Below are 25450 nucleotides of genomic sequence, written 5' to 3' on the forward strand. Positions count from 1 at the left end.
TGACGGTGGCTTTGGTCGCCTTGGCCTTGGGCGCCTTGGGGGCGGCGGCGGCTTTGGTGGCGGTTTTCCGGGTTTTCTTGGCCGGTGCAACGGGTGCGGCGGCGGAGGAATTCTCTGTGTCGTCCATGTAGTATAGAAAGATAAAAAGATTAGTTTGCCGTCGGGAGACGGCATTGGAAAAGGGGGAGGGTTGCGCGGAAAGGCTCCGCAGATTGGGTGTTTGGTTAGTCGAGGAGGTCGGTTTACGAGTGGTTACCGAGTTGCTGCTTCACGAGCAACAAAACTTGTTCTCGGAGAAAGTCGGGCGTGCCGTCGTTGAACAGCACGAAGTCAGCCAAATCTATTTTTTGCGCCAAAGGCAGTTGCTTCGAAATTCGTTGTTCGGCGAGCGCAAGGGGAAGTCCGCGCTCTTTTAACCGCTCAAGTTGAAGGGCGGACGATGCGGCGACACACACAGTAAAATCAAACTCTTTTTCGAGGTGTTTTTCAAAAAGGAGGGGAACTTCGACGATCCAGCGGTCAGCGGGCGCGGTGGCGACGCGCGCTTTCCAGATTGCGCGCACGCGGGGGTGCAGGAGGTTTTCGAGCCAGAGTCGGTCGTGGTCGGCGCGGGCGTTGGCATCGGGGTCGGAATCGGCAGCAAAAACACGGGCGGCGAGCGCAGGGCGATCCACGGTTCCGGTGGCGGCGTTGATGACATCCGGGCCCCAGCGGTGCCGGATGGCGTCGATGACTGCGGGCGCGGTGAGCACGTCGTTGCGCACGATCTCGTCGCAGTCGATGCGATGCAGGCCGGCTTCTTCAAACATGCGGGCGGCGGTGGATTTGCCACAACCCATGCCGCCAGTGAGTCCGATGGTCATATAATAGATAAAGGAAGAGGAGGGTAGGGAAGGTCGGCAGTCCGGGGGGCGAAGGTCAAGTCCGGGCAGTGCAACGAACAGATGGGCACGGATCGGAAGTGATGATCGTGAAAAATAAAATGATTGAATGACTTTTTACTTGTAATCCCCCATTTAATCCCTTTTCATCGGCACATGATTTCGAGAATTCCCTCCAAAATCAGCGCCATCCATACCGAGCTTCGCCAGCGCGTGCTTGGCGGCATTTGGAAGCTCGACGAAAAACTCCCGACCGAAACCGAACTCGCCGCCGAGTTTGATTGCAGCCTTGGCACCGTTGCCAAGGCCATGGCACTCCTCGCGCACGAAGGACTCGTCGAACGCCGTCCGCGCGCCGGCACCCGTGTTATCTCCAATGCCGCCGTTCCCGCCTCTCCCTCCGGCCCGGCGACGGATCTCGACGCCTTTGCCTTCATTTATCCCAGCGATCAACACGACGGCATCTGGCGCACTGTAAAAGGCTTTCAGGCCGCCGCCAACAAAGCCAGTCGTCGTGTCGTCACGCTTTCAACCGGCACCGACTACGCCAAGGAAGCCGAATACCTCAGCCGCCTTTCCGAATTCGCCGTGCGCGGCGCTGTATTCTATCCGCTGATACAGAGTCCGCAGGAGCAGGTGCAGCTTTCCAACATCCTCGTCAATTCTCGCTTCCCTATCGTCCTTGCTGATCTGGCCCTTCCCGGTCTCGGCTGTCCCTCCGTGATGGTCGATGGATTTCACGCCGGTTACACCGCCACCCGCCACCTCCTTGCGCAAGGCCTCACGCGCATCGGATTTTTGGCCAACCACGCCTGGGCTCCCTCCGTGGGCGAACGCCATCAAGGCTACCTTTGGGCGCTCGAAGAAGCCGGCCTTACACCCGACCCGCGCCGCATCCTTCTTGATCCCACGATGCGTCCCGATTTCGACGATCCGCTCAAAGACCCGACCGAGCTTGGTATCCGCTATTTCGAACAAGCCTCTCCGCCGCCGCCCGTTCCGGCGAAGAACAAAGCTCCGGGCATCGACGTCCTTCAGGCCGTCGTGTGCGTCAACGACCACATCGCCGCCGGCCTGATACTCGCCGCGGAAAAACTCGGGCTGACGATCCCGAAACACCTCAAAATCGTTGGCATCGACGACTCCGGCCTGGCACTCCCCAACCGCCAGCGCCTCACCACGTATCACGTCCCATTTGAGGACCTCGGCCGGAGCGCTTTCGAACTCCTTTCCAATCGAATCCAAAATCCCGATACCGTTAATCCCGTCACTCGCATCCGCGGAGAAATCATCGCCCGCGACACGGCGTGATGAGGAAAAGCTGAAAACTGAAACCACCGTGCAACTAGCCGCCAGCGACTAGCATTGTCTCCGCCATCGCGCCCTGGAAATCGCCCCCCCCCCCCCACACACACGTGTCTCCCTTTTTTCCCCACATGAAAAACCATAACATCCCCTCCCGACATTATGCCTTTACGCTGATCGAACTGCTCACGGTCATCGCGATTATCGGCATTCTGGCAGCAATTATTATCCCAACAGTCGGCAAAGTGCGCAAGACCGCCGAGCGCGCCACCTGCATCGCCAACCTCCGTAATGTTTACAATTTCACCATGCTTTATGCGAGTGAGAACAAAGATCTTATGCCGCTCGCTCGCACCTCCGGTCTTGCCACCGAAGAAGAGCAGAACGCCCTTTTCTGGCGGCGCGCCATCCTTCCCTACATGAGCATTTCGCCTGTAAGCGGCGAAAATGTTTTTCGATCAACGGGTGCTACCTGTCCGGTTGTTCAGAAACTGGTCGCTACGCTGAACCCCTCGTATCCAAACCGCGCCAGTCTCATAAACTACGCAATGAACATTTATATACGCCCCAACACCAGCGTCTCTCCACCGACCCGCCTTCCCGTGAGCGCGTTTCGTTCCCCGTCAAAAACCATGCTTTACACCGAGGCTCCCATTGACCCCTCGACATGGCCCAGCCCCACCATGACACAGCCTCTTGCCGTGATCATGAATGGTGACTCCCCAAAATACGGCGATTATCACGACGGTTCGCAAAACGTCGTGTTTGCGGACGGACATATTGAAAATATAAAGACAATCTCCCGTATCGCCGCCCCGCCCTGGTTCCCCCCTTCCGGCGGCAATCCAAACGACTATCCGTTCTGGATGCCCTAATAATGTCATCTTCGCAAACGCCTTCTCACTTGTCCTTGTCACTATATAAATCATGAAAAAGAACCAAATCCTCATCCTCCGTCGCCGCCTTGCGGTTTCTCTGTCTGCCATCGGTCTGTTCGTCGCCATGTCCGCAGCCCATCCTTCCCTCTTGGCGGCAGATGCGACACTCACGCCAACCGTGGATTTTTACACGAATAGTTCCGGTAATGTCGCTAGCCTTACCAACCGGCTCCTCAGTAATATAAACCAGAAAGTGTTTCTTGAATTTGATGTTTCGTCGATAGACCTGAACGCAGTCACCTCCGCCACACTTCAACTTTATCTGGTCTATGATCCTCAAAACACGCAGACATCCCGTGATATCGTTGCGCAAACCTACACCTCCGCTGTCACTCCCGTGGAGGGCAGTGCATTTACCTATACGCTTGGCACGGGGAGCGTGACGGCTTCGGTCGATGCCACTGCGGTCAGTCAATATTGGAATTGGGACGTCACCGGCCTGCTTGTTCCAGAAAACGTCTCCCTGAACAAAACCATCAGTTTTGTCATGACCATGAGCGGCCAAACGGCGGCCGTATTCCGTTTCACAGACAGTGATCCGGCCAATGACAGCACACCTGCAAAAAACGGATACACCCCCCAACTCATTGTCACCACTGCTGTTCCTGAACCCGCCGCGACCGCCATCATCGCCGCCTGTATTGCCCTCGCCGTGTTTTGGGTAGCCCGCCATCGCAGGAATAGTTGAGACGATTCTCCATCGTATCGCATACAATAATACAACAACACAACATTCCGCTCGCCGTTCATGCATTGAACGGAGGCAGCCTTGCGTTGTCCTCCCCCCCCCCCCGGACACACCGCACACCCTATGCATATTACCATGTCTCGTATCAAATCACGCATTACATCAGCCACCATTGGCGTGATCCTTTTTTTCGGAATGCCATTTGGCCTCGCCGCCGCCACCGAATACGTCCCGATCTCTGATTTCTACACGGACAAAAATGCCATTGTCGCCGTGGATAACCGCCTCCTCGTTTCCGCGACACACCGCGCCTACCTGCTTTTTGAACCGGGCGTTGCCGCCGCCGACATCGAGCAGGCCACACTCAAAATGCACCTCGTCCACCATAAGGACAATTGTCCGGAACCCCGCGATATCACCGTCAGCGCCATTTCCGCCGAGGCCATGAAAGACATCCCCGAAACCGCCGCCTCCATCGGGCGCGGCTTCGCTCCCCCCCCTCTGTCCGGCGTCCCCTCCGCCACGCTCACGGTCGATGGCTCGCAGGACAGTCGCTATTGGGAAACCGACGTCACCGGACTCATCCGTGCGCAACTCTCGGGTGAGGGAAACCCGTCCACAGGCGGTTTCGCCTTCATGCTCGCTCGCACAAGTGATGCACGCCAAGGAGCTCCGCTTCGTTTTACTGACCGCGATCCCCGGAACGATTCCAGTAGCGCCCGCCTTGGAAAGCCGCCCGTCCTCCTTATTCGCAAAAAAAACGACATCGGCCCGACTGCCGTTTCCGCCATAAATCTGGAGTCCGATTTCCCCCTGCCCATCTCGATGCCCTTCGGTAATGGAGATGTCGCTACAACCCCGCGCCTGCGCGGTTTCACCGTGCGTTTCGATGCCGACGAAAAAACCTTCCGTGATGCCCGCGCCTTGGGAGCCAACAGTGTTCGCCTCATGCTCAGTCCCATCACGACTCATGCCAGCAACCCCGTTGGCGCCTGGCAAAAAATGCTCGAACGCCTCCCCTCCCAACTCGAAGCGGCGCGGGAGAATGGCATCTTCGTTGTCGTTTCCCTCTTCTCCCCGCCAATGGGCAATTACCGTGAACTCCGGGCGGCTGGTAAAAATGCATGGGCTCATTATTTGTGGCGCGAGCCGGGTGAACTCGAACTCATGAAGAAACAGGCCGTCGAAACGGCCCGCCTCATCAAACCTTTTGCCGGACACGTCTGGCTCGAATTGAAAAACGAACCACTCGATTGGGACGATTTTCCGAGTTACCCGCAAAACTGGCCCGACTGGGCTCAACGACTCATCAACGCGGTCCGCGAAATCAGCGACGTGCCCATCGTCGTTCAAGTCGGCCCCGGCGGCCTCTGTTGGGGATTTGCAACCTTCCCCGTGCTCCAAGGCGACAACATCGTGTATAGCGTTCACAACTACCAGCCCCACGCCTACACTCACCAAGGCGTCAAGAATCTGGAAGGCACCGATCTCAAACAAGCCTACGAAAAAATCAAACAACCCTGGCCGGGCCAGTTTGGAGACAGCGGTGGCGGCGTCTGGGATGCCGCCCGTCTGCGCAAGGAACTCGCGCCCGCCATTGAATTTGCCAGAAAAAACAAGGCCCGGATTTATGTTGGCGAATTTGGTGTCGCCCGTTGGGCGCCGGATGCGGCCCAATATCTTCGCGACAATATCGAGCTTTTCGAAGAACTCGGCTGGGATTGGACCTATCACGCTTTCCGCGAAAGCCACATCTGGTCTTTTGAACATAACGAGGAGTATTCAACTTATCACGACGCCCGCCGTGCCGACTCCATGAATGACCGGGGAAAAATTCTGCGCCAGTATCTCAGTCGCAACGCGCAATAACTCGTTCATCCGGACGCCGCACTGTCGATTCATGCGCCCACTATGATGATCTCGCTGTTTCCATTAACCATCGCCGCCATGACCATGGCCGGCCCCCTGCCGCGACCTGTAGAGCCAAGCCCGGTCCTCCACATTGAAAACGAGTCCGTCAAACTCGCAGCCACACCCGGCAACAAATGGGCAGGCGGCACTCCGCTCGCTTATGCCCGCAGTGGTGACACACCCGGACGTGGCCTGCCCATGCCGCACGCGCTCAACACCCGCACGCTGACAGTCCGCTCCACCGATGGACGTATCCTGAATCCCGGTACGGATTATATTGTAAACGGCATTTACAGCACGCTCAGCCTTGGCCCCGCTCCTTCCATCTCGTCCACCGATACAGTCAAAGTCACCTATGATGTTGGACGGCGTCGCCTCGACTCCGTTATCCGGCAACCCGACGGGAAACTGATTCTTCGCCAAGGAACGCCAAACCTTACTACTGCCGCCCCCCCCCCCCCCCTCCCCGGTGAAATTTGTGTCGGCAATTACTTCCTCGATTTTTTCCAAAAACCCGAAGAGGCCGACTGGTTTCCGATAACGGCAACAGCCACTGAAGCACCCACCCGCACCGCTTCGCGCGGCCTTGAGCGCACACTCAAAAAACTCCGCGAAGGGCAGCCCGTTCGCATTGTCTGCTGGGGCGACAGCATCACGCACGGCGGCGATGCCAGCGCGCCCGATAAACGTTACCCGGCTGTTTTCGCCACGCTTCTTCGTGAACGCTTTCCGTCTGCACAAATCGAAGTGACGCCTGTTGCAGTCGGAGGTTCGCAATCCCGCCAATGGCTGCATCCCGAAAAATTTCCGCACCCCACCGCGCCTCTCGCCTGCCGGTTTGAACGCGTTGTCGAAAACAAGCCCGACCTCGTCACGGTCGAGTTTCTTAACGACACATGGATGCCGGCCAGGCACGTCAACGAAGTGTATTCAGAAATCCGCGACCGCCTCCATGCCGCCGGTTGTGACGTGCTCTTTATCACGCCCAATTTCACCATGCCGGAAATGATGGGGACGCCTGATCTTCGTGCGCCTGACAACCGTCCGTATGTCCTCGCCCTTAAAACCTTTGCCGAGACCAACGGACTCGCTCTCGCTGATGTTTCCGCCCGCTGGGAACATCTTTGGCGCGAAGGTCTCCCCTATATCGTTCTCCTCAAAAACGGCATCAATCATCCCGAAGATCGCGGTTACGCCATCTATGCGGACGAACTCCTCAAATGTTTTCCCCTCCGCTGACTTGCTCATGATCCCTCTCCCCCCCCCCCCCTTCACAAATTCCAACTGGCAACCGTGCGGACTCGCGATTGTTCCCACCGAGACGTGGGAACAGGACGGCCTTCGCAACTTTACCTGCCCGGCCGAACCGCTCGGCAACAATGAATGGCGGCTTTGGTATTACGCCCGCACCGCCGACCGCCGCTCCTGCGAGATTGGCATCGCCGAGGGACTCCCCGGTTCACCGTCTGCGCGTAAATATCGACTTCGCCGTGCTTCTGGAGACGCCCGCCGGGAGTATCCAAATGAGCGTTACACACTGTCAAACTTCCCCGATGGCTGGCTCCCCGTGCAACCCGTTCATCTGGTTCTTCCCGGTGGCAGGCATCGTCTCTACTTCTGGGCTCATGCTCCCGGCATCGTTCGGTATCTCTGCGCCGATTCCGACGACGGATTTCATTATATCGTCGTCGATCCGTATCGGGCCATCCTCTACCACTACCACGACCGGGCGGTCGAAAAAAGCACACTCGCAGCCGACGGACTTACCTTTTGGGGAAATACCGATCATGCCCGTCCTGCCCACGAGCCTGCCGCCGACCCGATGCTCGTGACGAACGACGCGACCAATATTTACGCCATTCCCGACTCCAACTCCGCCGCCGCCAGATACGAACTCTACACGGCCTGCATCATTCCGGTTTCCAAGGGTAGTCCGCGTTATATTGCCGAGGACAACGCCGCCGGTTTTGTCCGTGTCATCGACCGCTTCACCAGCCACGACGGACTTCATTTTGAAGATCGTCGCCGTGTTCTCGAACCCGACCCCGACGAACCGCCCGGCCTTCAGTTTTACGGCCTCGCTGTCACCCATCTTCCCGGCGGACGCCGTTACGGACAAATCGGTCACTACCGTTGCGACACACAAATCCTCTCCATCGAACGCGCCCTGTCCGATGACGGAGGTCTGACCTGGCAACGTCCCGACCGGCAGCCCTGCATCGATGCGGGCTTTAACGACGAACACGACATCCACGGCCTTCTGCCGGGTCACAACGTTGTTTATCACGACAACGCCTGGTGGTGTTTCTACACCGGACACCGGCACACGCATAATTTCAAAAAGAGCGCCGGTCTCCCGACCGCGACCGTTCTTCTCGCCAAAAGCGACCAGCTCGACATTGCATGAAACAACCCGTCACAAAACTTCCCGTCATCACCACCGATGTTCTTGTCGTCGGTGCAGGAGCAGCCGGCCTCACCGCCGCACTCGCTGCCGCCCGCAATGGGGCCAACACTCTCCTCGTAGAGTCCGCCGGATTTCTTGGCGGCCTTTCCGCCACGCTTCCCTGGCTCGGTTTCCATGACCGCGATTATCGTCAGGTCGTCAAAGGCATGGCCGCCGAGTTTGTCCACTGCCTCCAGCAAAGTGGAGCGGCCTCGCCTTACGAGTATGACATCAAATGCGGCTCCGCTGTCAGCATTGACACACACTGGTGGAAATGTCTCGCCATGCAACTTTGCGCCGAAGCCGGTGTAAAACTCATGCTGCACACGCATGTGCTGGATACCTTGAGAGAGGGTGACAGGGTCACTGGCGTTGTTGTCCACCACAAGTCCGGTCAGCAATATATCCACGCCTTAACTACAATCGACTGCACAGGCGACGGTGATGTGGCTGCGCGCGGCGGCGTCGCCTGGGAAAAAGGCCGCACTGGCGATGGTCTCGTCCAGGCTCCCACACTCGTTTTCCGTCTCGGTGGCGGAGATCGCTCCGCTTTTATCGCCGGATGCAAACGCGACGACCTCAACTATCGTGAATGGCTTACGCCGTATCCGGACCTGCGGGCGAAAACCTTGGAGCGCCTTGATCGCATGCAAGTCATCATCTGCGGCGGCTTCGCTCCTCTTCTTGAACGTGCCCGCACCGCCGGGGATCTCACCATTCCGCAGACTCGAATCGTTGGGGTGAAAACCCATCGCTCCGACGAGTTCACCGTCGTCATGACTCGCGTTCTCGGCCTCGATCCGATTGACGTCAACAGCGTGACCATGGCCTACACCCGGGTTTACGACCAGATCCCTCAGCTCGTTTCCTTTTTTCAAAAATACGTTCCCGGCTTCGCCTCCGCACGTCTTCTCGAAATCGCTCCCATGCTCGGCATTCGCGAGAGTCGTCGTATCATGGGAGACCACATCCTCGCGGAAGACGATCTCGTCAATGGTCGCATTTTTCCCGATGCCGTTGCAATGGGTGCCTACCACATCGACATCCACCGTCCCTCCGGCACCTGGGTGGACTCGCGCAACGTCAAAGCCTACACGATTCCCTTGCGCAGCCTCATCGCGCGCGACGTGGAGGGTCTTATGATGGCCGGCAAGTGCGTTTCGGCCACACACGAAGCGGTGGCTTCAACACGTGTCATTCCCATCTGCATGGCACAGGGCCAAGCTGCCGGAACCGCCGCCGCTTTGGCGATCCGTCATGGTGTGGATGTTCGACAATTGCCGGTCCCGGAACTCCAAACACTTCTCCAGCATCAAGGCGCTGAAATAGGGGAAACGCTTGGGTCTCCTGACCAAGCGCTCATCGAAGAGATCGGGCAACTTCCTCTCAACGAGCCCCCTACCACGGGAGATCGTGATGCGGCTTCGTCCACTGCGGCCGCTTGGCTTGGCTGAACACCTGTTTTCGTAATCCACAGTCATTACGTTTCTCTGCACTTCTGATGAATTATAGCCGTATTGTTTCCCATTTTCACCAAGCCGCGCCCGGCCTTTTTCGTCAGCGAGCCGGTTGCCTGCGGCATCCGTTTATCGTCCCAGGCGCGCAATACGGCGCGGAGCTATGGGACTGGGATGCTTACTGGACCACGATCGGGTTGCTCGAACTCGCCCGCGTTACCAGCGACACCGCGCTCCGCGATGAAGCCATCCGTCACGGCCAAGGCAGCCTGCTCAATTTTTTTGAGCATCAGGCACCCTCCGGCGCCATCCCCATCATGATGCGCGCGGATAATCCCGATGTCTTCGGTTGCCTCGAAAAACAAGGGCCGGAACGCAATCAGGCAAAACCAGTTTTCGGTCAGTTCGCGCTGGCGCTGGAAGACGCCATGCACCGTGGCGCGGGCGTCCCGCCCGCACTTTTCAATCCAGCGGGCGGGACGCCCGCGCCACTCCCGAACATCGTCATCCCCGCGCTCGACCGTTTTTATGCGTATTGGGATGCCCGTTACCGTCACGCCGGCACCGGACTGCTCGTGTGGGGCAGCGATGTCGCCATTGGCGTTGATAACGATCCGACCACCTATGCGCGTCCGCCGTTTTCGTCGGCCAATCTTTTGCTCAACTGTCTCTATCACGCCGATCTCGAAGCCGCCGCCACGCTTGCCGAACGCATCGGCGAAAACACCCTCGCCGCCCGCTGGCGGGCGCGGGCAGGAGAGATCGTCAACGCCATCCGCTCGCACTGCTGGGATGCACGCGACGAGTTTTTTTACACGCTCGACACCCAGTGCGCCGATCATCGTGCCACGCTCATCTCATGGGCCAAGCCAGGAGCGCCACTCGCCTGGTCCGCGCTGCCCATGCGCATCCAGATGTTCACCGGTTTTCTCCCGCTCTGGCGTGGCATCGCCACGCCCGCGCAGGCGGCGGCGCTTTGTCGTCATGCAACGGATACCAGCACATTCGCGGCGGACGCCGGCATCCGTTCGCTTTCGCGGCGCGAACCGATGTTCAGCCTCGCCGTGAGCAGCAACCCCAGCAACTGGAACGGACCGGTGTGGATTTTGAGCAACTACCTCGTCTGGCAGGGACTGCTTCGTTATGGTTTTACCGTCGAAGCCGCCGAACTCGCCACGCGCACATTGCGCCTCCTCGCTGCCGACATCGAGACGCATGGTGCGACGCACGAGTATTACGATCCTGATACCGGACGCCCCATCATGAACAAAGGGTTTATTTCCTGGAACCTTCTGGCTTGTGCAATGATGTCGCGCCCTTGATGTCGGCACTTGCGTGCGATTCGACTGAGATCCATGCCTTTCCTTTTGCCATGATTCTCGAACCTTACCGTGCCTTCCTGATCGAGCTTGCCGAGAAAAGCGGCGATTTTATTCGTCCGCTTTTTGCCAGTCCGGGGTTGGCCGTGGAATTCAAGGGCGATGAGTCGCCAGTGACGCGCGCCGACCGCGGTGCAGAGGAATTGATGCGCGGGTTGATCGCTAAAAAATTTCCCGATCACGGCGTGGTCGGTGAGGAACTGGGTAATGATCGCGCCGACGCGGAATGGGTGTGGGTGCTCGATCCGATCGATGGCACCAAGTCGTTTATCTCCGCCGTGCCGCTTTTTGGGACGCTGATCGCGCTCATGCATCAGGGGCAGCCGGTGCTGGGCTGCATTCACCAGCCGATCCTGCGGCAACTCATGATCGGTGACGGGCGTGACACGATGCTCAACGGGCGACCGGTCCGCGTGCGGCCTTGCGCGCGACTGGAGGACGCGACGTGGTTGACGAGCGATCCGGTCAACCCGGCGCGTTATCAGGACGGCGCGGCGTACGATGCGCTGCAACGGCGGGCGCGACTGGCACGGACGTGGGGCGACGCCTACGGTTACCTGCTGTTGGCGTCGGGTTTCGCGGATGTGATGGTGGACCCGGTCATGAATCCGTGGGACATCCAGGCGTTGATTCCCGTGGTGCGTGGCGCTGGCGGCATCATCACAGATTGGCGGGGGGGCGATCCGGTGAAGGGCGGGTCGATTGTGGCCGCCGGTCCGGGTTTGCACGCTGAAGTGATCGCAGGCTTGAATGCGGACTGAACGGCTTGGAGTGCGGCGATTCATCGCCGCTTTGACGGGCCGTTTTAACGGCCCGCTCCTCCTCCCCCCCCCCCCCCCCGTCGCAGGGCGTCGCGATAAATCGCGCCGTCCAAAGCGGCGATGAATCGCCGCACTCCACACACGCGCAAGACGCATTGCGCACGTTTCACGACGATTTCATCGTGAGTTCATGCGCAGTTCACAATGCGCGTGCAGAATCGCGGGCATGGACTCTTCATCCTCCTCATCTTTTCCTCCCTCGTCTTTACCATCGGCTCCCGCGCCCCGTTCTCTTGCGACAGACGTGCGCGGGTGGTTTCAGCAACGCTCGCTGTTTTTCAAAATCGCGGGTGTGGCGATTCTTGGCCTGTTGCTGTTGATTCCTCTGGGGATGGTGAGGTCAACGCTTTCGGAACGCCATCACCGCTACCGCGAGGCGGTGGACGAAATCACGCAGACCTGGGGCGGCGACCAGACCGTGGTCGGACCTGTTTTGGTAATCCCTTACACATGGACAACGGTGAGCAAGGATGTGCGTTATGTGGACGGGCGGCGGCGCGAGGAGGTGACGGAGCAGGTGCATGGGGCCGAGGCATATTTCCTGCCGGAAGACTTGTCGGTGGACGGCGTGATCGATCCGTCGTTGCGCAAACGCAGCATCTACACGGCGGTGGTTTATTCGACGAAGCTGCGGATCAAGGGGCGGTTTGCCGCGCCTGATTTCAGTTTCGTCACGCACAAGGACGCGCAGCCTCAGTGGCAGCACGCGCGGGTGTGCTTCATGATCCGCGACCTGCGCGGCACGCAGTCATCGCTCGTGATGTCGTGGGGCGGCGTGGGCGGTGTCATGGGGGAATCGATACACTTGCGTCCGGGATCGGGTGTGGAGGGGGCGCGATCGGGGGTTCACGCGCCGGTGGTGGCTGCGGCGGAGGCGCGCGAATTCTCGCTCGACGTGCAACTTAACGGCAGCGGAAGCCTGGACTTCGTGCCGGTGGGACGGCAGACGTCCGTCAAGCTGGCGTCGTCGTGGCCCGATCCGAGTTTCTCGGGTGCATGGCTGCCGACGACGCGCACGGTGGGGGCAGAGGGATTCGAGGCGGAGTGGCGGGTGTCGTATTACGGGCGCAATTTTCCTGAAAGCGGCACGCTGACAGGGAAGGATGATTTCGGAAACTGGAACGACGCCTCGTTTGGCGTGGGCCTGTTACAACCGGTCAACGTTTACCGAACCACGGAGCGCGCCATCAAATACGGGGTGTTGTTTGTGACGCTGGTATTCACGGTGTTTTTCCTGTTTGAAGTCGTGTGCAGCCTCCGTCTCGGCGCGCTCAACTACCTGTTGGTGGGCGCGGCGCTGTGTATGTTTTATTTGGGTACGCTGGCGCTGGCGGAGTTCGTGGCCTTTGGGCTGGCGTATGCGTTGTCGGCGGGGGCGGCGACTCTGCTCATCGCGTTTTACAGCCGTCACATCCTGCGGAGCGGACGGCGCGCGTGCCTGGTCGGCGGAATGCTGGGCGGGGTGTTCGGGTATCTCTACTTCGTCCTGCGCATGGAGGACTTTTCACTGCTCGCCGGCACGGGCGCGTTGTTCGTGATGCTGGCCGCCGTCATGTATGCGACGCGCAGACTGGGCACGGGACAGGCGCGGGTTGGACAGAGCTGACGTCATTCTGTGGAGGAGAGGGGGGGGCTTCAGTTTTTAGCGACGGGCGAGTTCGCTGAAATACTGAAGCCCGAGTGTCGTCCTGTGGGTGGCGAGCCAGTCTGTGAGGCGAGTGTGGCCGGCAGGGGGCGCGTCGGTGGCAAGCAGGCCGGCCATGAGTCCGCGGATCTCCTCGGGCGTGATGACTACGTCGCGCAATAGCAGTCCGGTCAGGCGTCCGACGGCCAGGCCGATGGCGGGTGTCAGGTGGATGATCGGACGGTTTTTGCCGATGGCGCGGCCAATCGCGCGAACGAGTTCGATGTAGGTGAATGTCTCGGGACCGGTGGCGTCGAGGCAGTGGTTGTCCGTGGCGAAGGCGGCATGCACCGCCAGGTCCGCGAGGTCCTCGACGTGGATGGGCTGGAGTTTGTAGTGACCGTCGCCAAACACGCCAAAGAGCGGGAAACGGCGCAGCATCCAGGCGATGTTGTTGAGCAAAATGGCGGTGTCGCCAAACAGGACCGCCGGGCGAAGGATCGTGTGTGGGATTCCGCTCTCAGCCAGCGCCTGCTCCACCTGCGCTTTGCCTCGGAAATAGGGGAGGGGGGACTGGATGTCGGGATTCGTGATGCTTACATGCACGATGCGCCGGACTCCGGCGCGCCGGGCGGCGTCGAACAGGATGCGGGTGTTGGCGACGGCTTGCTCGTGCGTGAAACGTGCGTGGTCGAAACGCACCCAATACGTGTTGTGCAGCACGTCCACGTTTTCGAAATGCCGGGCGAGGGCGTCGGGATCGCGGAAGTCCAGCGGATGTGCCTGCACGCGGCCATTGAATGGATCGGCATCGGCGGGCGCGCGAGTGTTGGTGAGTGTTTTAACGCGGCAACCGTGCGCGAGGAGACGGTGAGCGATGTGGCGTCCGGTGAGGCCGAAAGCCCCGGTAATCATGTGGGTGCTGGGAAAATGATTCATTATTTTCAGTAAAAATTGAAAAATAAGATGACCGACAAGCGGAATGGATAAACTGATTATGCGAGAAGCTTGAGCAGCATGGGGAGCACGGTGCTCTGGTCGCTGCGGCCGATACGGTCGAGGGCGCTGTTGACGATGGCGACGAAGTCGAGGAGTTCGCTGACGGTTTTGTTGAACTGGACGGCTTCGCTGCTTTTGAGACCGTCAGTTTTGTCGCGGCAGGCTTGCAGGGCCTGCATGACGGGTTCGATCTCGCGGCGTTTGCGTTCGCGGGAAATGGCGCAAAACATCTTCCAGACGTCGCGCTCGGATTCGAAGTATTCCTTGCGTTCGCCTTTTTGCATGACTGAGCGGACAACACCCCAGTTGACGAGTTCGCGGAGATTGGTGTTGGCGTTGCCGCGGCTGATGGAGAGCGATTCCATGATTTCGTCCGTGTGCAGGGGGCGGTTCGACACCATGAGCAGGGCGTGTATCTGCGCCATGGTACGGTTGATTCCCCAAGCACCGCCCATAGCCCCCCAGTGGGCGACGAATGTTTCTTTGACCTCGATAAGTTGTTTGCTCATATTTTCAGGAAATACTGAAAATATGAGAATATCAACCAAACAAGAGCGATGACTCTGGGAAACAAGACATCCCGCAACGGATCACCCCGTTAGAGAACTCCACGTCGTGACTCCAATGCGGTGCGAATTTCGGACATCCGCTGGCGAGTCAGAGGGTAGCGAACAATAAAAACAATGGCGGCTCCCCATAGAACCAGAGGGAGAATCAGGTAAATCCAGAACATCTTTTGCAGAGTCTCCGGTGATTGCTCCGCCAGCTTAACGTCGAACAGGCAAAGCTCCAAAAGGAAGCCGCTCAAGCCCATGGCGCAGGTCATGGATGCTTTGAAAAACCACGAGTAGAAGGCGTTCAACGACCCCTCCCGGCGTCGCGTCGTGTGCAGTTCGTCGTGGTCGGCGACATCGGCTTTCATCGAGGGAATGAACAACCAGACAGCGGAAATCGCCCCCGACTCGAAGACCGACGAGATCAGTTGCCAATACGGATGCGCAGGCGTCAGTAGCCAGTAATTGAGCAGGTGCCCGAATATGCTGACGGCCAGCATCGAGCCCACGATGGTTTTTTTGTCGAACTTCTCACCGAGCCAGGTCCAGAGCGGGATGCAGACGATCCCGGTAACGACGAGCACGCTGGCCTTCCATCCGGCGATCACCGAGGCCCCGGCCAGATCGCCGTGCATCACGTAGTAGATATTCAGATACTGATTGAGGCTGGCCACGGATGAACTTCCGAGCACCAGAAAGAAGGTGACTCCGATCAACATCCAGAGCGGCGGGCATTGGGCCGATTCACGAATGCTCTGCCAGAAAGGATCACGCGCCTGGCGGCTCGTCTCTTTGGCATAATAACGTTCCTTGACGAACACGCCGGGCAACAACCCGCACATCAAAATTCCCCCGGCAATGAACCAACTGCACGTTTTCATGCCGCGCACGATGTCCGCCTTTCCCGTAACCGGATCGGCAAACCAAGGGCCGGTGATAACCGCCATCACCCAGCCGCTGACCAGACTGGTAACCTTGCCGAAAAACGTGGTCCACGCGTTCAGACGGGTGCGCTCGTCATAGCTTGGCGTCAGTTCAAGCTGCATTCCATAATACGGCATCGCCCAACTGGAGAAGGCGGTGAAAAACAGAATTCCGAATACAACGAGGTAGATGATCTTTCCGGTTTCGCCGAGCGACTCGGGAACGCGCCACAGGAACATAAAGAGCGAGGCGGTCAGCACGCTGCCAACGACAAGAAAGGGGCGGCGACGTCCCCAGCGGGTACGGGCGTTGTCGGAAAGATTGCCCATGACCGGATCGATGATGGCATTCCATGCCTGAAGGATCATCAAGATCACCCCGAGCGTGCCCGGACTGATTCCCATTCCGATGTTGAAGTAGGGAATCCATAAAACGCCGATGGTCATCCCGGCTGCGATATAGTCGGTACTGGCGCCAAAACTGAATGCCAGTTTTTGCGGCAGCGGGATTTTGTCGTCCGGCCGCACCGAGGCTGTTGGGGGTGTCGAAGCAGTTGGCGTGTGTGTAGGCGCGGACGTTTTAGGGACGGACGATGGGTTCATGGTGATGGCAGGATGGCCGCGTGGGGGAGTTCCTCTTTCGTCCACGGGCAGATGTGCAGATCGGGATAAGCGAGGATGACGGACGCGTCCTGCCCGGGATCGGAACTGGTCAGCTCAACGCGGACCTCATGCACTCCCGTTCCCGGATTCAGAGTGATGCGGGAACCCGCCGCACTGCGATGCGTGGCGGGGACGTAGGGCAGATTATCCGGAAGGTGAAGGACCTGTTTGCCGTCGATAAACAAGCGCGCCCTACTCCGTGCCAGACAGATGATCGCGCGCGGTTCGTCGGCAGGGTGGCACCAGTTCCACGTTCCGCCTCCCGCCTGTTTGATTTCAGCCGGTAATTCACCGTTGGCCCAAGGAATGGACGCGGTTCCGTTTGCTGGCGTAACCGAGATCGTCCCCGGCAACCCGGTCAATGCGGGCACCGCTTGGGGCGTCCAAGGAATCCCAGCCAGCGTTTTCCGCTCCAGTTTTCCGATCATGGCGGAGACGCGGCGGGTCAGTTCCGCCAGCGTGGCGGGGGCGTCGGGAAGATCGCGGATGCCCGGGCCGAGATAAACGCCGTCGCCAATCGGTTCCCGCCATCGAGCGGGGATATTTTCCAGCCCAACGGCTAATCCCAAGGTTGCTCCGACCGTGGCGGTGGTGCTGTCGGTGTCGTAGCCCGCATTCGTTGAAAGCAGGATGCTCTTTTCGAAATTCCCCGCCCCATGCAGCAGAGCCCAAACCGCCAGCCCGACATTGATCGGCGCATGGGTGAAGTTTTCGTGATCGTGCGACTGCAACAGCCTGCGCCGGCTTTCCCAAGGCTCCGTCTTCTGCTGATAATCGTCGATGACAAGCGCCAGCGCCCGGGCCGTCTCGCTGGAGGCTGGAATGGTCTTCAGTGCGTCATTGATTGCTGAATACGCAGGCGCGCCCGCCGCCACGCGGCTTTGCATGACGGCCAGGAAGACCTCCCCGGCGATCCCCTCGACACCATGATCGAGCGAGGCATCCAGCCCGGCGTAATAACCCGCGCTTTCCGGATCATCCGGGAACAGGCAGGCCCAGATTTCGGACCGGATCGGAGAACCCATGCCCGAAGCAAACCCGTTCTCAAACGCGCCCGCCGCCGTGGCCGGGACGCCTCGGCGCAGATTCCAGCGGCAGCGTCCATACTCGTCCCACATGTAGTGGATGTGGCGCAGCCACGCCTTGCCAAAATCATCCGCCGTGAGCGTTCCGCTGCTTTTCTCGACAAGGTGCAGCCAGACAAGCTGCAACTCCAGGTCGTCGTTGGGCGGCGCGATGGTCGGCACCGGATCATAGAAGGTCAATGCAAGCGGCCCGAGTTGCCCTTCGACCGGCAGGCCCAAGGTGCCGCCGATGGATTTGCCCATCCAGCAACCGTGAATTTTTGATTCAAGTGGTATCATGGTCATGAATACGAAATCTCTTGTTTCATTCCACCGGTTTGCTGCGCAGTTTGGAGACAGTTTCGAATTGGGCGCGCTGGCATCGTTGGGGAGGCAGCCCTTTGAGGATTTGCTCGATGTCGTCCACCACAAGCTGCCCCATCCACGGCCAGATTTCGGCGATGTTGCCGGCACGGTGCGCTTGCAACAGGGTGTTGGGCGTGCGCCGTGCGCGATGGTTGGCGGGGATCGGTTCGTCGGGCCACACGTCGATGCCCACGCGCAAGTGTCCCGTTTCGGCGGCGTCGAGAAGTTCGTCGAAATTGACCAGACCGGCGCGGCTGAGGAGCAGCACAATGCCGCCTTTGGACATCTTTTCAAAATAGCGGCGACCGATGCCACCGGCATTTTCCGTCGTGACCGCGCCCATCAAAAACACGACGGCGGCTTTCTCGAAACATTCGTCCAACGTGGCGGGCGTCACGCCGAGTTGTTCGCGCAGGATGCCTGGGGGTATCCACGGATCGTGCGCGAGGATTTCGCCGCCGAAACCCCGCAGCAGAGGCAGCAAGGCGCGGCCCACATTGCCGCAGCCGACCACGGCCAGCTTGCGACCGGACAGGAGAATGGAGTCGTGGTTGTCGCCTTCGCCATAGAGCGTTTCAGTTCCGGTGCGGATGGCTGCATCCGCCTGATGGATACGGCGGGCGAGGGAGAGGGCCATGCCAAGCGCCATCTCGGCAACCGGTTTGGCGAATACAGGCCCGGTGGACAAAACAGGGATGCCGCGACGGTGGCATTCGGCGTAGTCGATATTGGGCAAAAAATTGCTCTCGACGTTGAAGACTGCTTTCAGCTTGGGCGCTTGGTCCAGCCTCTCCTTGGGCAGCGGGGACTGGCCGATCAGGATTGTCGTTTCCGGCAGGTGGCGGTCGATGTGTTCCGCAGGCGCGGGCGAGTCGCCGTCATGCCAAACGACTTTGCCGAGCGATTCGAGGCGTGCCTTGGTCGCGGCATCGAAAATCAAATCCACCGGACGCGGATGCGGATCAAAAAGGATGAGGGGACGTTGTTCAGTCATGACATTAGTCTGCGGTATGCTATGATAATATTTATTAAACGATTTTATTACCTGCCAGATGTGAAACTGGGTTTTGTGTTTTTCGAAAACCAAGAGCGCAGGAGTTTTTCTCTCGGCGTTGGTTCAGGACTGGGGGACTCGTTTTTTATGTCAGGTCCGTGTTCTGCGCTCCATCCATGCCACTCCCTGTAGGCATGATAAGTCCAGTCCCATCCATATTCTTCGAATAAGTCTATCATGTCCTTGATATACTCATCCGATCCAGGCGACCAGCGGACGGCGCCAAATTCGCCAACGAAGATGTGGCATTTATGGGCCTTTTGAAAGGCGACCACCGGGGCGAGATCCTGACGGATGCGATCCTTGTTCCAGAGTTCCTTCTCAATCACACCGGGGTAGGTGACGGGCTTTTGGTTTTCGTCCCAAACACGATTATGAGTGAGGTCGCCCGGACTATAAACATGCGCACTGTAAATCACATTGGGAACGTCCACGGGCTTGAGAGTGAGATAGCCGTCGGGCAGGCTCATGAGTTCGGATTCGATCATGATGGGCTTCTCCGTATCGATTTTACGGATTTCAGAGGCGACCCGTTGAGCGAGATCGTTCCATAACATCGCGCCCTCCTGCCATGTTGATTGGAGAGGTTCGTTGGCGATATCGTATGCCAGGATGACGGATTCCCCTTTGTATCTTTTGGCGAGCATCTGCCACACTCCAACAAGCCGGTCCTGATTTTCCCTGCTGACAAAAAGCCGCTTGGAGAGGGACTGAAGATTCAGGACAACATAGAGGCCATATTTCCGGCATAGGGGAAGCACCCGGTCAAATTGCTGCAACTCCCGTTCAAGGATGTCGTGATAATGCCGGGTTTCAAGGCCATCGGCGAACGTGCTTTCTCCCAATTGCCAGCGGATGACGTTGGCATTCCATTCGTTTGCCAGCACCCGAATGTCTTCCTCTGAAATCGCATAACTGACTTCCACTCCCCGAAGTCGTGGGAGGGAATGTCCTTTAAAAAACGGAGGCCTGACCGTTCCCACGATCGAGTCCTCTTCAGCAGTCTTCACGACGGTTACCTGAATATCCCTGAACCACACCTTGCCGGTGACATTTTCCATCCCCATCTCCAGCCAGGCCGCTGTTGTGTCTTTCGGGATGGAAAAAACGAAACCAACCTTGGTCCATGGAAATGAACCGACTGCAATATTTGCCTGTGGATAGCTAAGATCTTCGACATTGGCCATCCCCCCCCCGGAATTCATCACGCCGCTCCTGCCTTCCAAGGTTGCCCGAAAGACCGCACCATTCCACGGCTGTTGTTTTTGCGTGATATTCTCCGCCCGGATATGGGCTGAGGCATAAACGGTATATCCTCGCAATGCTTCAATTGGAAACGAGCGGCGCAGGGAAATCTGTGTGTTTTTGTTTTTTTCGGGAATATTGAAAACAATGCCTTCGGCATCCAATGAATACAAAGCCGGATCGCCAGACTCGACCTTCCAGTTTTGTAATAGTTGCTCCTGGCTTCCGTGTGTGAACACCTCTTTCAGCAAGATGTTTGAGTTTCCTTTAGTTGAAGCGTCCACAGTAGCGGTAAGATTGGTCGCCAGCAGGAAAAGGGTGGCAACGATTGCAAGGTAGTGTCTCATGGGCAGTTTTCGAGTCGCTTGGAGTTGGATTATTCTTTGGGAAAATCGAATCGTTGGTTCTTGGCGAACCAACTCCTTAAGAGTTTTTCACGTTCAGTTTGAAAGGCCGCCGGCTTGGTATTCTTGATATTGTCGTCATGCTCCGCGCTCCATCCATGCCATTCGCGGTAGGAATGATATATCCAGTCCCAACCATATTCCTCGAAAAGTTCTATCATATCCTTGATGTATTCATCCGAGCCAGGCGACCAGCGAACGGCTCCGAATTCGCCCACCAGAATATGCCCGCCATAGGTTTCCTGAAATTTACGAACAGGGGCTAAATCTTGTTCGATCCGTTTTTTGTCCCAGTAATCATTTTCGATCATGCCCGGATATTTAACAGGTTTCTGATTTTTATCCCAAACTTGATTGTGCGTAAGGTAACCCGGGCTGTAAACATGAACGGAATAAACAACATTGGAAACGCTTACCGGCTTTAGCGTGCGAAATCCATCCGGTAAACTCATGATCTCGGCCTCAACAATGATCGGTTTCGCGGGATCAACCTTCCGGATTTCTTCGGCCACGTATTGCGCCAGTTCGTTCCATAGCAAGGCTCCCTCCTGCCATTCCGTCTGAATGGGTTCATTGGCGAAATCGTAAGCGATGACGACTGGCTCGTTTTTATACTTCGCCGCAAGCATCCGCCATACATTGACGAGTCTTTCCTGGTTTACCTTGCTGTTGAAGAGTTTTTTGGAAAGTGACTGGAGATTGAGAATAACCCCGATGTCATATTTGCGGAAAAGGCGCAAGGCACGGTCAAATTGCAGCAGTTCACGTTCGAGTATTTGATCGTAATGGCGTGTCTCCAAACCCTCGGCAAACGTGCTTTCTCCCAACTGCCAGCGAATCGCATTCACATTCCATTCCTGGGATAAAACCCGCACATCTTCCTCTGAGATTGAATAGGTGACTTCAACGCCTCTGAGGGCGGGCAATGAGTGTCCTTTGTAATAAGGAGGCCCCGGGGTTTTGGCGATGGGCTCCTGTTCATCCGTGCGAACAATTTTTATGGACAGGTTGCGAATGCGCATTTTTCCGGGAACTTTTTCAAGTCCTATATGCAGTGCCGCCGATTTGCTGTTCGCTGGAATGCTTGTTAGAAATCCGACCTTGGTCCAAGTGCTATTGTTTTCTTCGATTTTGGCCTGGCTGTAATTGGTGTCTCCAGCATTTGCCATCCCACCTCCCGAGTTGGTTGTGCCGGATTCCGAAATCACTTGCATGCGTATAATCGCACCATTCCACGGTTGTGGTTTGGAGCTTGGAATATCTTCTGTTTGGACTTCAGCGCTTATATAAGCAACGGTGCCCTTTAGCTTCTCCAAAGATAATTCGCGCCTGATCATGAGGTCGCTGTTGCTGTCACCAGACGAGGCTGGGGCAGGTAATTCAAATGACACCCCTTGTCTGTCCGCGACTATTTTGCCTGCTTTGAGATCATTCGGTTTTTGCCAGCCATCAAGGAAACCGTCCGGCTCCTCTCCAGCAACTGCCCAAGTATAAGCGAGTTCCCCTTTTTTAGCAGGTGTTCCGTTGGCATTGCCAGCGATGGTTGTGCAAATCGGGAAACTGACAATCGCAAGTAATACGAGAGAAGCGATGGTGTGAATAAAAACTTTCTTCATTACAAAATAGATGCTGGTGAGGGATTGAAAGGAGACTCCGGGGGGGGGGGGGGGGGGATTATTCTTTCCCCCAACGAGGATCGTTATACGTGATGATTTCCTTGATGCGTTCTATGTGACTATCGACAAAGGCATAGTTGGCGGCTTCGGAGTGTCGGCGTTCGATAGGATTGGTCGGACCATAAGGGCCATGACACTCGGAGTTCACATTGCCTTCAACGAGCAGAATGGTCGTTGAAGGGCTTACAACAAATGAGCGGCGATAGTTCCATTGACATCCGACCTCTACGTCGGGGTTCATTGTGCCGTTGAGCAAATAGGAAACGGCACGAGCGGCAACGGGTTTAAATGATGGACATATAAGTATGCCCGCTGCTCTATGCTCACCGAGCGCTTCTTTATTAAGTCCAACGTAAGAGGCGATTTTTTGCATCCAGGTTAGGTCGCCGGTGTTTTTGTATGCTTTTGGAAACAGGTCGTTGTGTTCGTCGGCGTAGAGGTTGAGAGCCATGGCGATCTGTCGCATGTTTGAGGCACATTGCGCAGCCCGGGCTGTCTGGCGGATTTTGCCAACGGTGGGGATGATAATGGCCGCAAGTATGCCGATGATAGCAATGACGGTAAGCAGCTCGATGAGCGTGAAGGCGTTGCAGGCCGATGGCGCAATCGTGCGTCGTGGCGAGGTTTGAGTCTTCATGGGGGAGGGGGGGGGGGGGGGAGTTGATCAGGGTGTATGTTGTGCCATGCGCCAGCAGGCGTTTTCGGCCATAAAGAAGCAGGCAGTGTAAAGTTGATCCCAGCGATATTTTGAAAGCGCTTGAGGAAACTCCTGACGTGCAATGGCGAGGGATTCAGCATCGTCGGACAAAAATACGACCCAGGCGGCAAACAGAGGATCGCGCATGAAATCGTTCTCGTAGATACGGCGCGGGGAGATGCGTCTCCACTGACCATATTGATGCAGCCCGAGTTTGAATGCAGCACCTTGGGATTCTTGAGGCACCCAACCGGAGGACGTTTGATTAAGAGGTCTCCAATCAATGTCGAACTGCATGGACGCAGCCGTTGTTTCGTTGAATTCGCGCCAGCGTTTGAGATTGGCGAGGGCGTTGCGGGCGCTTTGAGCAAGACCGGACTGATATTTCTGCGCAATGGCATCATCCTTTTCCATGTCTCGAAGGGCACGCAGGCCGACTTGCGAGGAGGCGGATGTCCAGATGGGAGGATGGTCAGGATATTTGGGGCTTATGCCAGGTGCAATGTAGTCGGAACCGGCGGCGCAGATGTCGATTCGCGCCGGTTTCTGGGTACGAGGTATTTCGAGGGCTTTCTGCTTGTAGATGGTCGCCCATTTTGTGTTGCCGCCCAAGTCATGAGTGGCGCGAAGGATGAAGAGCAGCCGGACACTGGGGTCAAAGTGTGGAGCGGTGAGATCGCCGTTGAAACCAAAGCCTTCGCGGGCGGGAGGGATTTTCCATCGGACGGCTTCAAGGCCGGCGGTGGTGGTTTCGACAAGTTGGGTGAGCCGGGTTTTCTCGGCCTGACTTGGGATGGCGCTTTTGAGGTAGCGCCACATCCCGTAATACCACGGATACACTTGGTCTTCGGAGCTGAGGGGATAAACGGTTTTGCCATCGTCGGCGAAACCGCGGGCGATAAAGCCGGGGGTGCCGCTTACGGTGGCGAGTTTTTCCAATCCGGCGGCCAGTTTCCGCGCTTTGGCGGCGATGTCGGCCTCTCGCGTGATTTCCCAGCGGGAGACGAGGGCGTCCATGTAAAGGCCGTTGAAAAAAGCTCCGTTTTCAATGGGAGTCCACCAGCCAAATCCATTGGGTTGATTTTCGCGGCATTGTTCGGCTGTCGGGAGGATAGTCTGTCCATCGAGTCCGGTGTAGTCCAGAAGCGTGCCGTCAGGGGTGATGAAGCGTCGCCAGATCTCACGATGAGCTTGGTCGATGAGGCTGGAGACGTTTTCCGGGAGACGGGTGCCTGTGTCGCTGGAGGCAGTCGCTGCCGTAGTCGTAGTAAGATCAGGCAGGGTGATAGCCAGCAGGATGAGCAGGCGATGAAGGGGGAAATAGTGGAGGAATTTCATCGGGTTTCGGAACGGCATGGGTGGCCTGGAGTTTTTAATAACCTGAGAGGAAAATCGCTCAGCGAACAATCGTGGCCTTGCGTCGACGAAGAGTCCAAACAGCAACGATGACGAGCGTCCCCAGCACTCCGGCCACCGAGGTGGGTTCGGGAATGGCGGCTGTGATGGTGAGTGAATCCAGGCGGACCGCACTGCTTGTTGTGTTAGCGGAGACGATATAGAATCCGACGCCAGTAATGGTGTTGGATGCCAAGTTGCTGGAGAGGGACGAGCCGGCGACACTCATGCTGGTTCCGGGGGTGAGAGTGAATTCGCGCCATGTGGATTTGTCGGCGGTAAAATTGAGATTGAATGTGACCTCGGACGTGGGAGCGCTGCTAAAATTTCCAAATCCGCCGTAGGCTTTCGCACTGGCGAATGCCTCATCGGAGGCATACCAAGTGCCGGTGCCTGCGGTGCCATTCCCGCCAATCTGGACAAGCACACGCACCTTTGAATCCATGCTGGCATTGGCCATTGTCCATGAGATGGTGCTCGTTTCAGGAATCGTGATGCCGGTGGCAAAGGTTTCAACAGCGGCGAAGGTCTGGCCTGCGGTTGCTGCATTAACAGAATAGAGCGCACCCAGACCGCCTGGATTGCCCGCCACTGGAGTGATTGCAACAATGTCGGAGTTTGCAGGTGCACCCGCAGTCGAGATGTTGACTGCAGTGCTTCCGCTGAACGCTTGCCAACCGAAATCCGATACCGGCAGGTTGCCGCCACCAGAAGCACGCTCGAAGTTTTCCGAATAGAGAGGGAGAGGATCGGCAGCTTTTGCGACTGGCGACAGGAACAGGGCGATGGTTGTAACAATCGTTGCCGAGATGGCACCGATGGAGGTTTTGTTCGATGTTTTCATGATATGTGTGTGTATGAGGTTATATCGAGAGGCATATTGGACTTACGGATAAAAACAGGCCTCGATGAGGTCTGTGAGTCTGTTGTGACGCCGCGTCAGGTTTGGTCGTTCGGAGG

The 25450-nt window shown here is 57.5% G+C and carries 22 protein-coding genes; 10 read left to right on the forward strand and 12 right to left on the reverse strand.

Features of this window, described 5'->3' with window-relative positions; translation table 11 throughout:
* Positions 1-242: 242 nt before the first annotated feature.
* Positions 243-863: a dephospho-CoA kinase gene (coaE, locus tag OBACDRAFT_RS20940; RefSeq protein WP_043588864.1), complete on the reverse strand. Its 621-nt coding sequence runs from the start codon at positions 861-863 to the stop codon at positions 243-245.
* A gap of 174 nt (positions 864-1037) precedes the next feature.
* On the opposite strand from coaE, the gene OBACDRAFT_RS20945 reads away from it, so the two are divergent.
* The 9 genes from OBACDRAFT_RS20945 to hisN all read left to right on the forward strand — a co-directional run bounded on the left by OBACDRAFT_RS20945 (position 1038) and on the right by hisN (position 11766).
* Positions 1038-2192 (forward strand): GntR family transcriptional regulator, encoded by a 1155-nt coding sequence (locus OBACDRAFT_RS20945; protein ID WP_043588865.1) that lies wholly within the window; start codon positions 1038-1040, stop codon positions 2190-2192.
* A gap of 125 nt (positions 2193-2317) precedes the next feature.
* On the forward strand, positions 2318-3061 hold the full coding sequence (locus tag OBACDRAFT_RS20950; RefSeq protein WP_043588886.1) for a prepilin-type N-terminal cleavage/methylation domain-containing protein: 744 nt from the start codon (positions 2318-2320) through the stop codon (positions 3059-3061).
* 52 nt (positions 3062-3113) lie between these two features.
* A complete protein-coding gene (locus tag OBACDRAFT_RS20955; RefSeq protein WP_043588866.1) occupies positions 3114-3812 on the forward strand; it encodes a DNRLRE domain-containing protein in 699 nt (232 codons plus the stop codon).
* A 135-nt stretch (positions 3813-3947) separates the two neighbouring features.
* The gene (locus OBACDRAFT_RS20960; RefSeq protein WP_043588867.1) at positions 3948-5681 is read left to right on the forward strand and encodes a cellulase family glycosylhydrolase; all 1734 of its coding nucleotides are present in this window, start codon (positions 3948-3950) and stop codon (positions 5679-5681) included.
* A gap of 78 nt (positions 5682-5759) precedes the next feature.
* Positions 5760-6962 carry an SGNH/GDSL hydrolase family protein gene (locus tag OBACDRAFT_RS20965; RefSeq protein ID WP_232767499.1) on the forward strand — a complete coding sequence of 401 codons (1203 nt, stop codon included), beginning with the start codon at positions 5760-5762 and terminating at the stop codon, positions 6960-6962.
* 7 nt (positions 6963-6969) lie between these two features.
* Positions 6970-8130 (forward strand): hypothetical protein, encoded by a 1161-nt coding sequence (locus tag OBACDRAFT_RS20970; RefSeq protein WP_043588887.1) that lies wholly within the window; start codon positions 6970-6972, stop codon positions 8128-8130.
* On the forward strand, positions 8127-9623 hold the full coding sequence (locus OBACDRAFT_RS20975) for an FAD-dependent oxidoreductase (RefSeq protein ID WP_043588869.1): 1497 nt from the start codon (positions 8127-8129) through the stop codon (positions 9621-9623). The genes OBACDRAFT_RS20970 and OBACDRAFT_RS20975 overlap by 4 nt, the downstream gene beginning before the upstream one ends.
* 47 nt (positions 9624-9670) lie before the next feature.
* Entirely contained in the window at positions 9671-10948 is a 1278-nt protein-coding gene (locus OBACDRAFT_RS20980; protein WP_043588870.1) for an MGH1-like glycoside hydrolase domain-containing protein, read from the forward strand.
* Between the two features lie 50 nt (positions 10949-10998).
* On the forward strand, positions 10999-11766 hold the full coding sequence (hisN, locus tag OBACDRAFT_RS20985; RefSeq protein WP_043588888.1) for a histidinol-phosphatase: 768 nt from the start codon (positions 10999-11001) through the stop codon (positions 11764-11766).
* Between the two features lie 44 nt (positions 11767-11810).
* Here the strand turns inward: hisN and OBACDRAFT_RS30930 are convergent, their stop codons facing one another.
* Positions 11811-11936: a hypothetical protein gene (locus OBACDRAFT_RS30930; RefSeq protein ID WP_269799090.1), complete on the reverse strand. Its 126-nt coding sequence runs from the start codon at positions 11934-11936 to the stop codon at positions 11811-11813.
* A gap of 134 nt (positions 11937-12070) precedes the next feature.
* On the opposite strand from OBACDRAFT_RS30930, the gene creD reads away from it, so the two are divergent.
* On the forward strand, positions 12071-13432 hold the full coding sequence (gene creD, locus OBACDRAFT_RS20990) for a cell envelope integrity protein CreD (protein WP_232767507.1): 1362 nt from the start codon (positions 12071-12073) through the stop codon (positions 13430-13432).
* Positions 13433-13468: 36 nt separating this feature from the next.
* Here the strand turns inward: creD and OBACDRAFT_RS20995 are convergent, their stop codons facing one another.
* From OBACDRAFT_RS20995 to OBACDRAFT_RS21040, 10 genes are all read right to left on the reverse strand, one after another.
* Entirely contained in the window at positions 13469-14389 is a 921-nt protein-coding gene (locus OBACDRAFT_RS20995; RefSeq protein ID WP_043588872.1) for an SDR family oxidoreductase, read from the reverse strand.
* Between the two features lie 56 nt (positions 14390-14445).
* Positions 14446-14958: a GbsR/MarR family transcriptional regulator gene (locus OBACDRAFT_RS21000; protein ID WP_043588873.1), complete on the reverse strand. Its 513-nt coding sequence runs from the start codon at positions 14956-14958 to the stop codon at positions 14446-14448.
* A gap of 89 nt (positions 14959-15047) precedes the next feature.
* Positions 15048-16529, reverse strand: a complete 1482-nt coding sequence (locus tag OBACDRAFT_RS21005) for an MFS transporter (RefSeq protein WP_052362335.1) — start codon at positions 16527-16529, stop codon at positions 15048-15050.
* The gene (locus OBACDRAFT_RS21010) at positions 16526-17953 is read right to left on the reverse strand and encodes an ADP-ribosylglycohydrolase family protein (RefSeq protein WP_232767509.1); all 1428 of its coding nucleotides are present in this window, start codon (positions 17951-17953) and stop codon (positions 16526-16528) included. The genes OBACDRAFT_RS21005 and OBACDRAFT_RS21010 overlap by 4 nt, the downstream gene beginning before the upstream one ends.
* A 25-nt stretch (positions 17954-17978) precedes the next feature.
* Positions 17979-19013, reverse strand: a complete 1035-nt coding sequence (locus tag OBACDRAFT_RS21015; protein ID WP_043588876.1) for a hydroxyacid dehydrogenase — start codon at positions 19011-19013, stop codon at positions 17979-17981.
* Between the two features lie 47 nt (positions 19014-19060).
* Complete coding sequence (locus tag OBACDRAFT_RS21020; protein WP_043588877.1) at positions 19061-20665, reverse strand: glycoside hydrolase family 5 protein; 1605 nt, start codon at positions 20663-20665, stop codon at positions 19061-19063.
* Positions 20666-20694: 29 nt separating this feature from the next.
* Entirely contained in the window at positions 20695-22338 is a 1644-nt protein-coding gene (locus tag OBACDRAFT_RS21025; RefSeq protein WP_081722244.1) for a glycoside hydrolase family 5 protein, read from the reverse strand.
* 58 nt (positions 22339-22396) lie between these two features.
* Entirely contained in the window at positions 22397-23035 is a 639-nt protein-coding gene (locus tag OBACDRAFT_RS27055) for a DUF1559 family PulG-like putative transporter (RefSeq protein WP_043588879.1), read from the reverse strand.
* Positions 23036-23062: 27 nt separating this feature from the next.
* Entirely contained in the window at positions 23063-24451 is a 1389-nt protein-coding gene (locus tag OBACDRAFT_RS21035) for a hypothetical protein (protein WP_157837232.1), read from the reverse strand.
* Positions 24452-24491: 40 nt separating this feature from the next.
* Positions 24492-25334: a PEP-CTERM sorting domain-containing protein gene (locus OBACDRAFT_RS21040; protein ID WP_043588881.1), complete on the reverse strand. Its 843-nt coding sequence runs from the start codon at positions 25332-25334 to the stop codon at positions 24492-24494.
* Positions 25335-25450: the final 116 nt, after the last annotated feature.

This window comes from Geminisphaera colitermitum TAV2, from assembly GCF_000171235.2.
GTDB classification, from domain to species: Bacteria; Verrucomicrobiota; Verrucomicrobiia; order Opitutales; family Opitutaceae; genus Geminisphaera; species Geminisphaera colitermitum.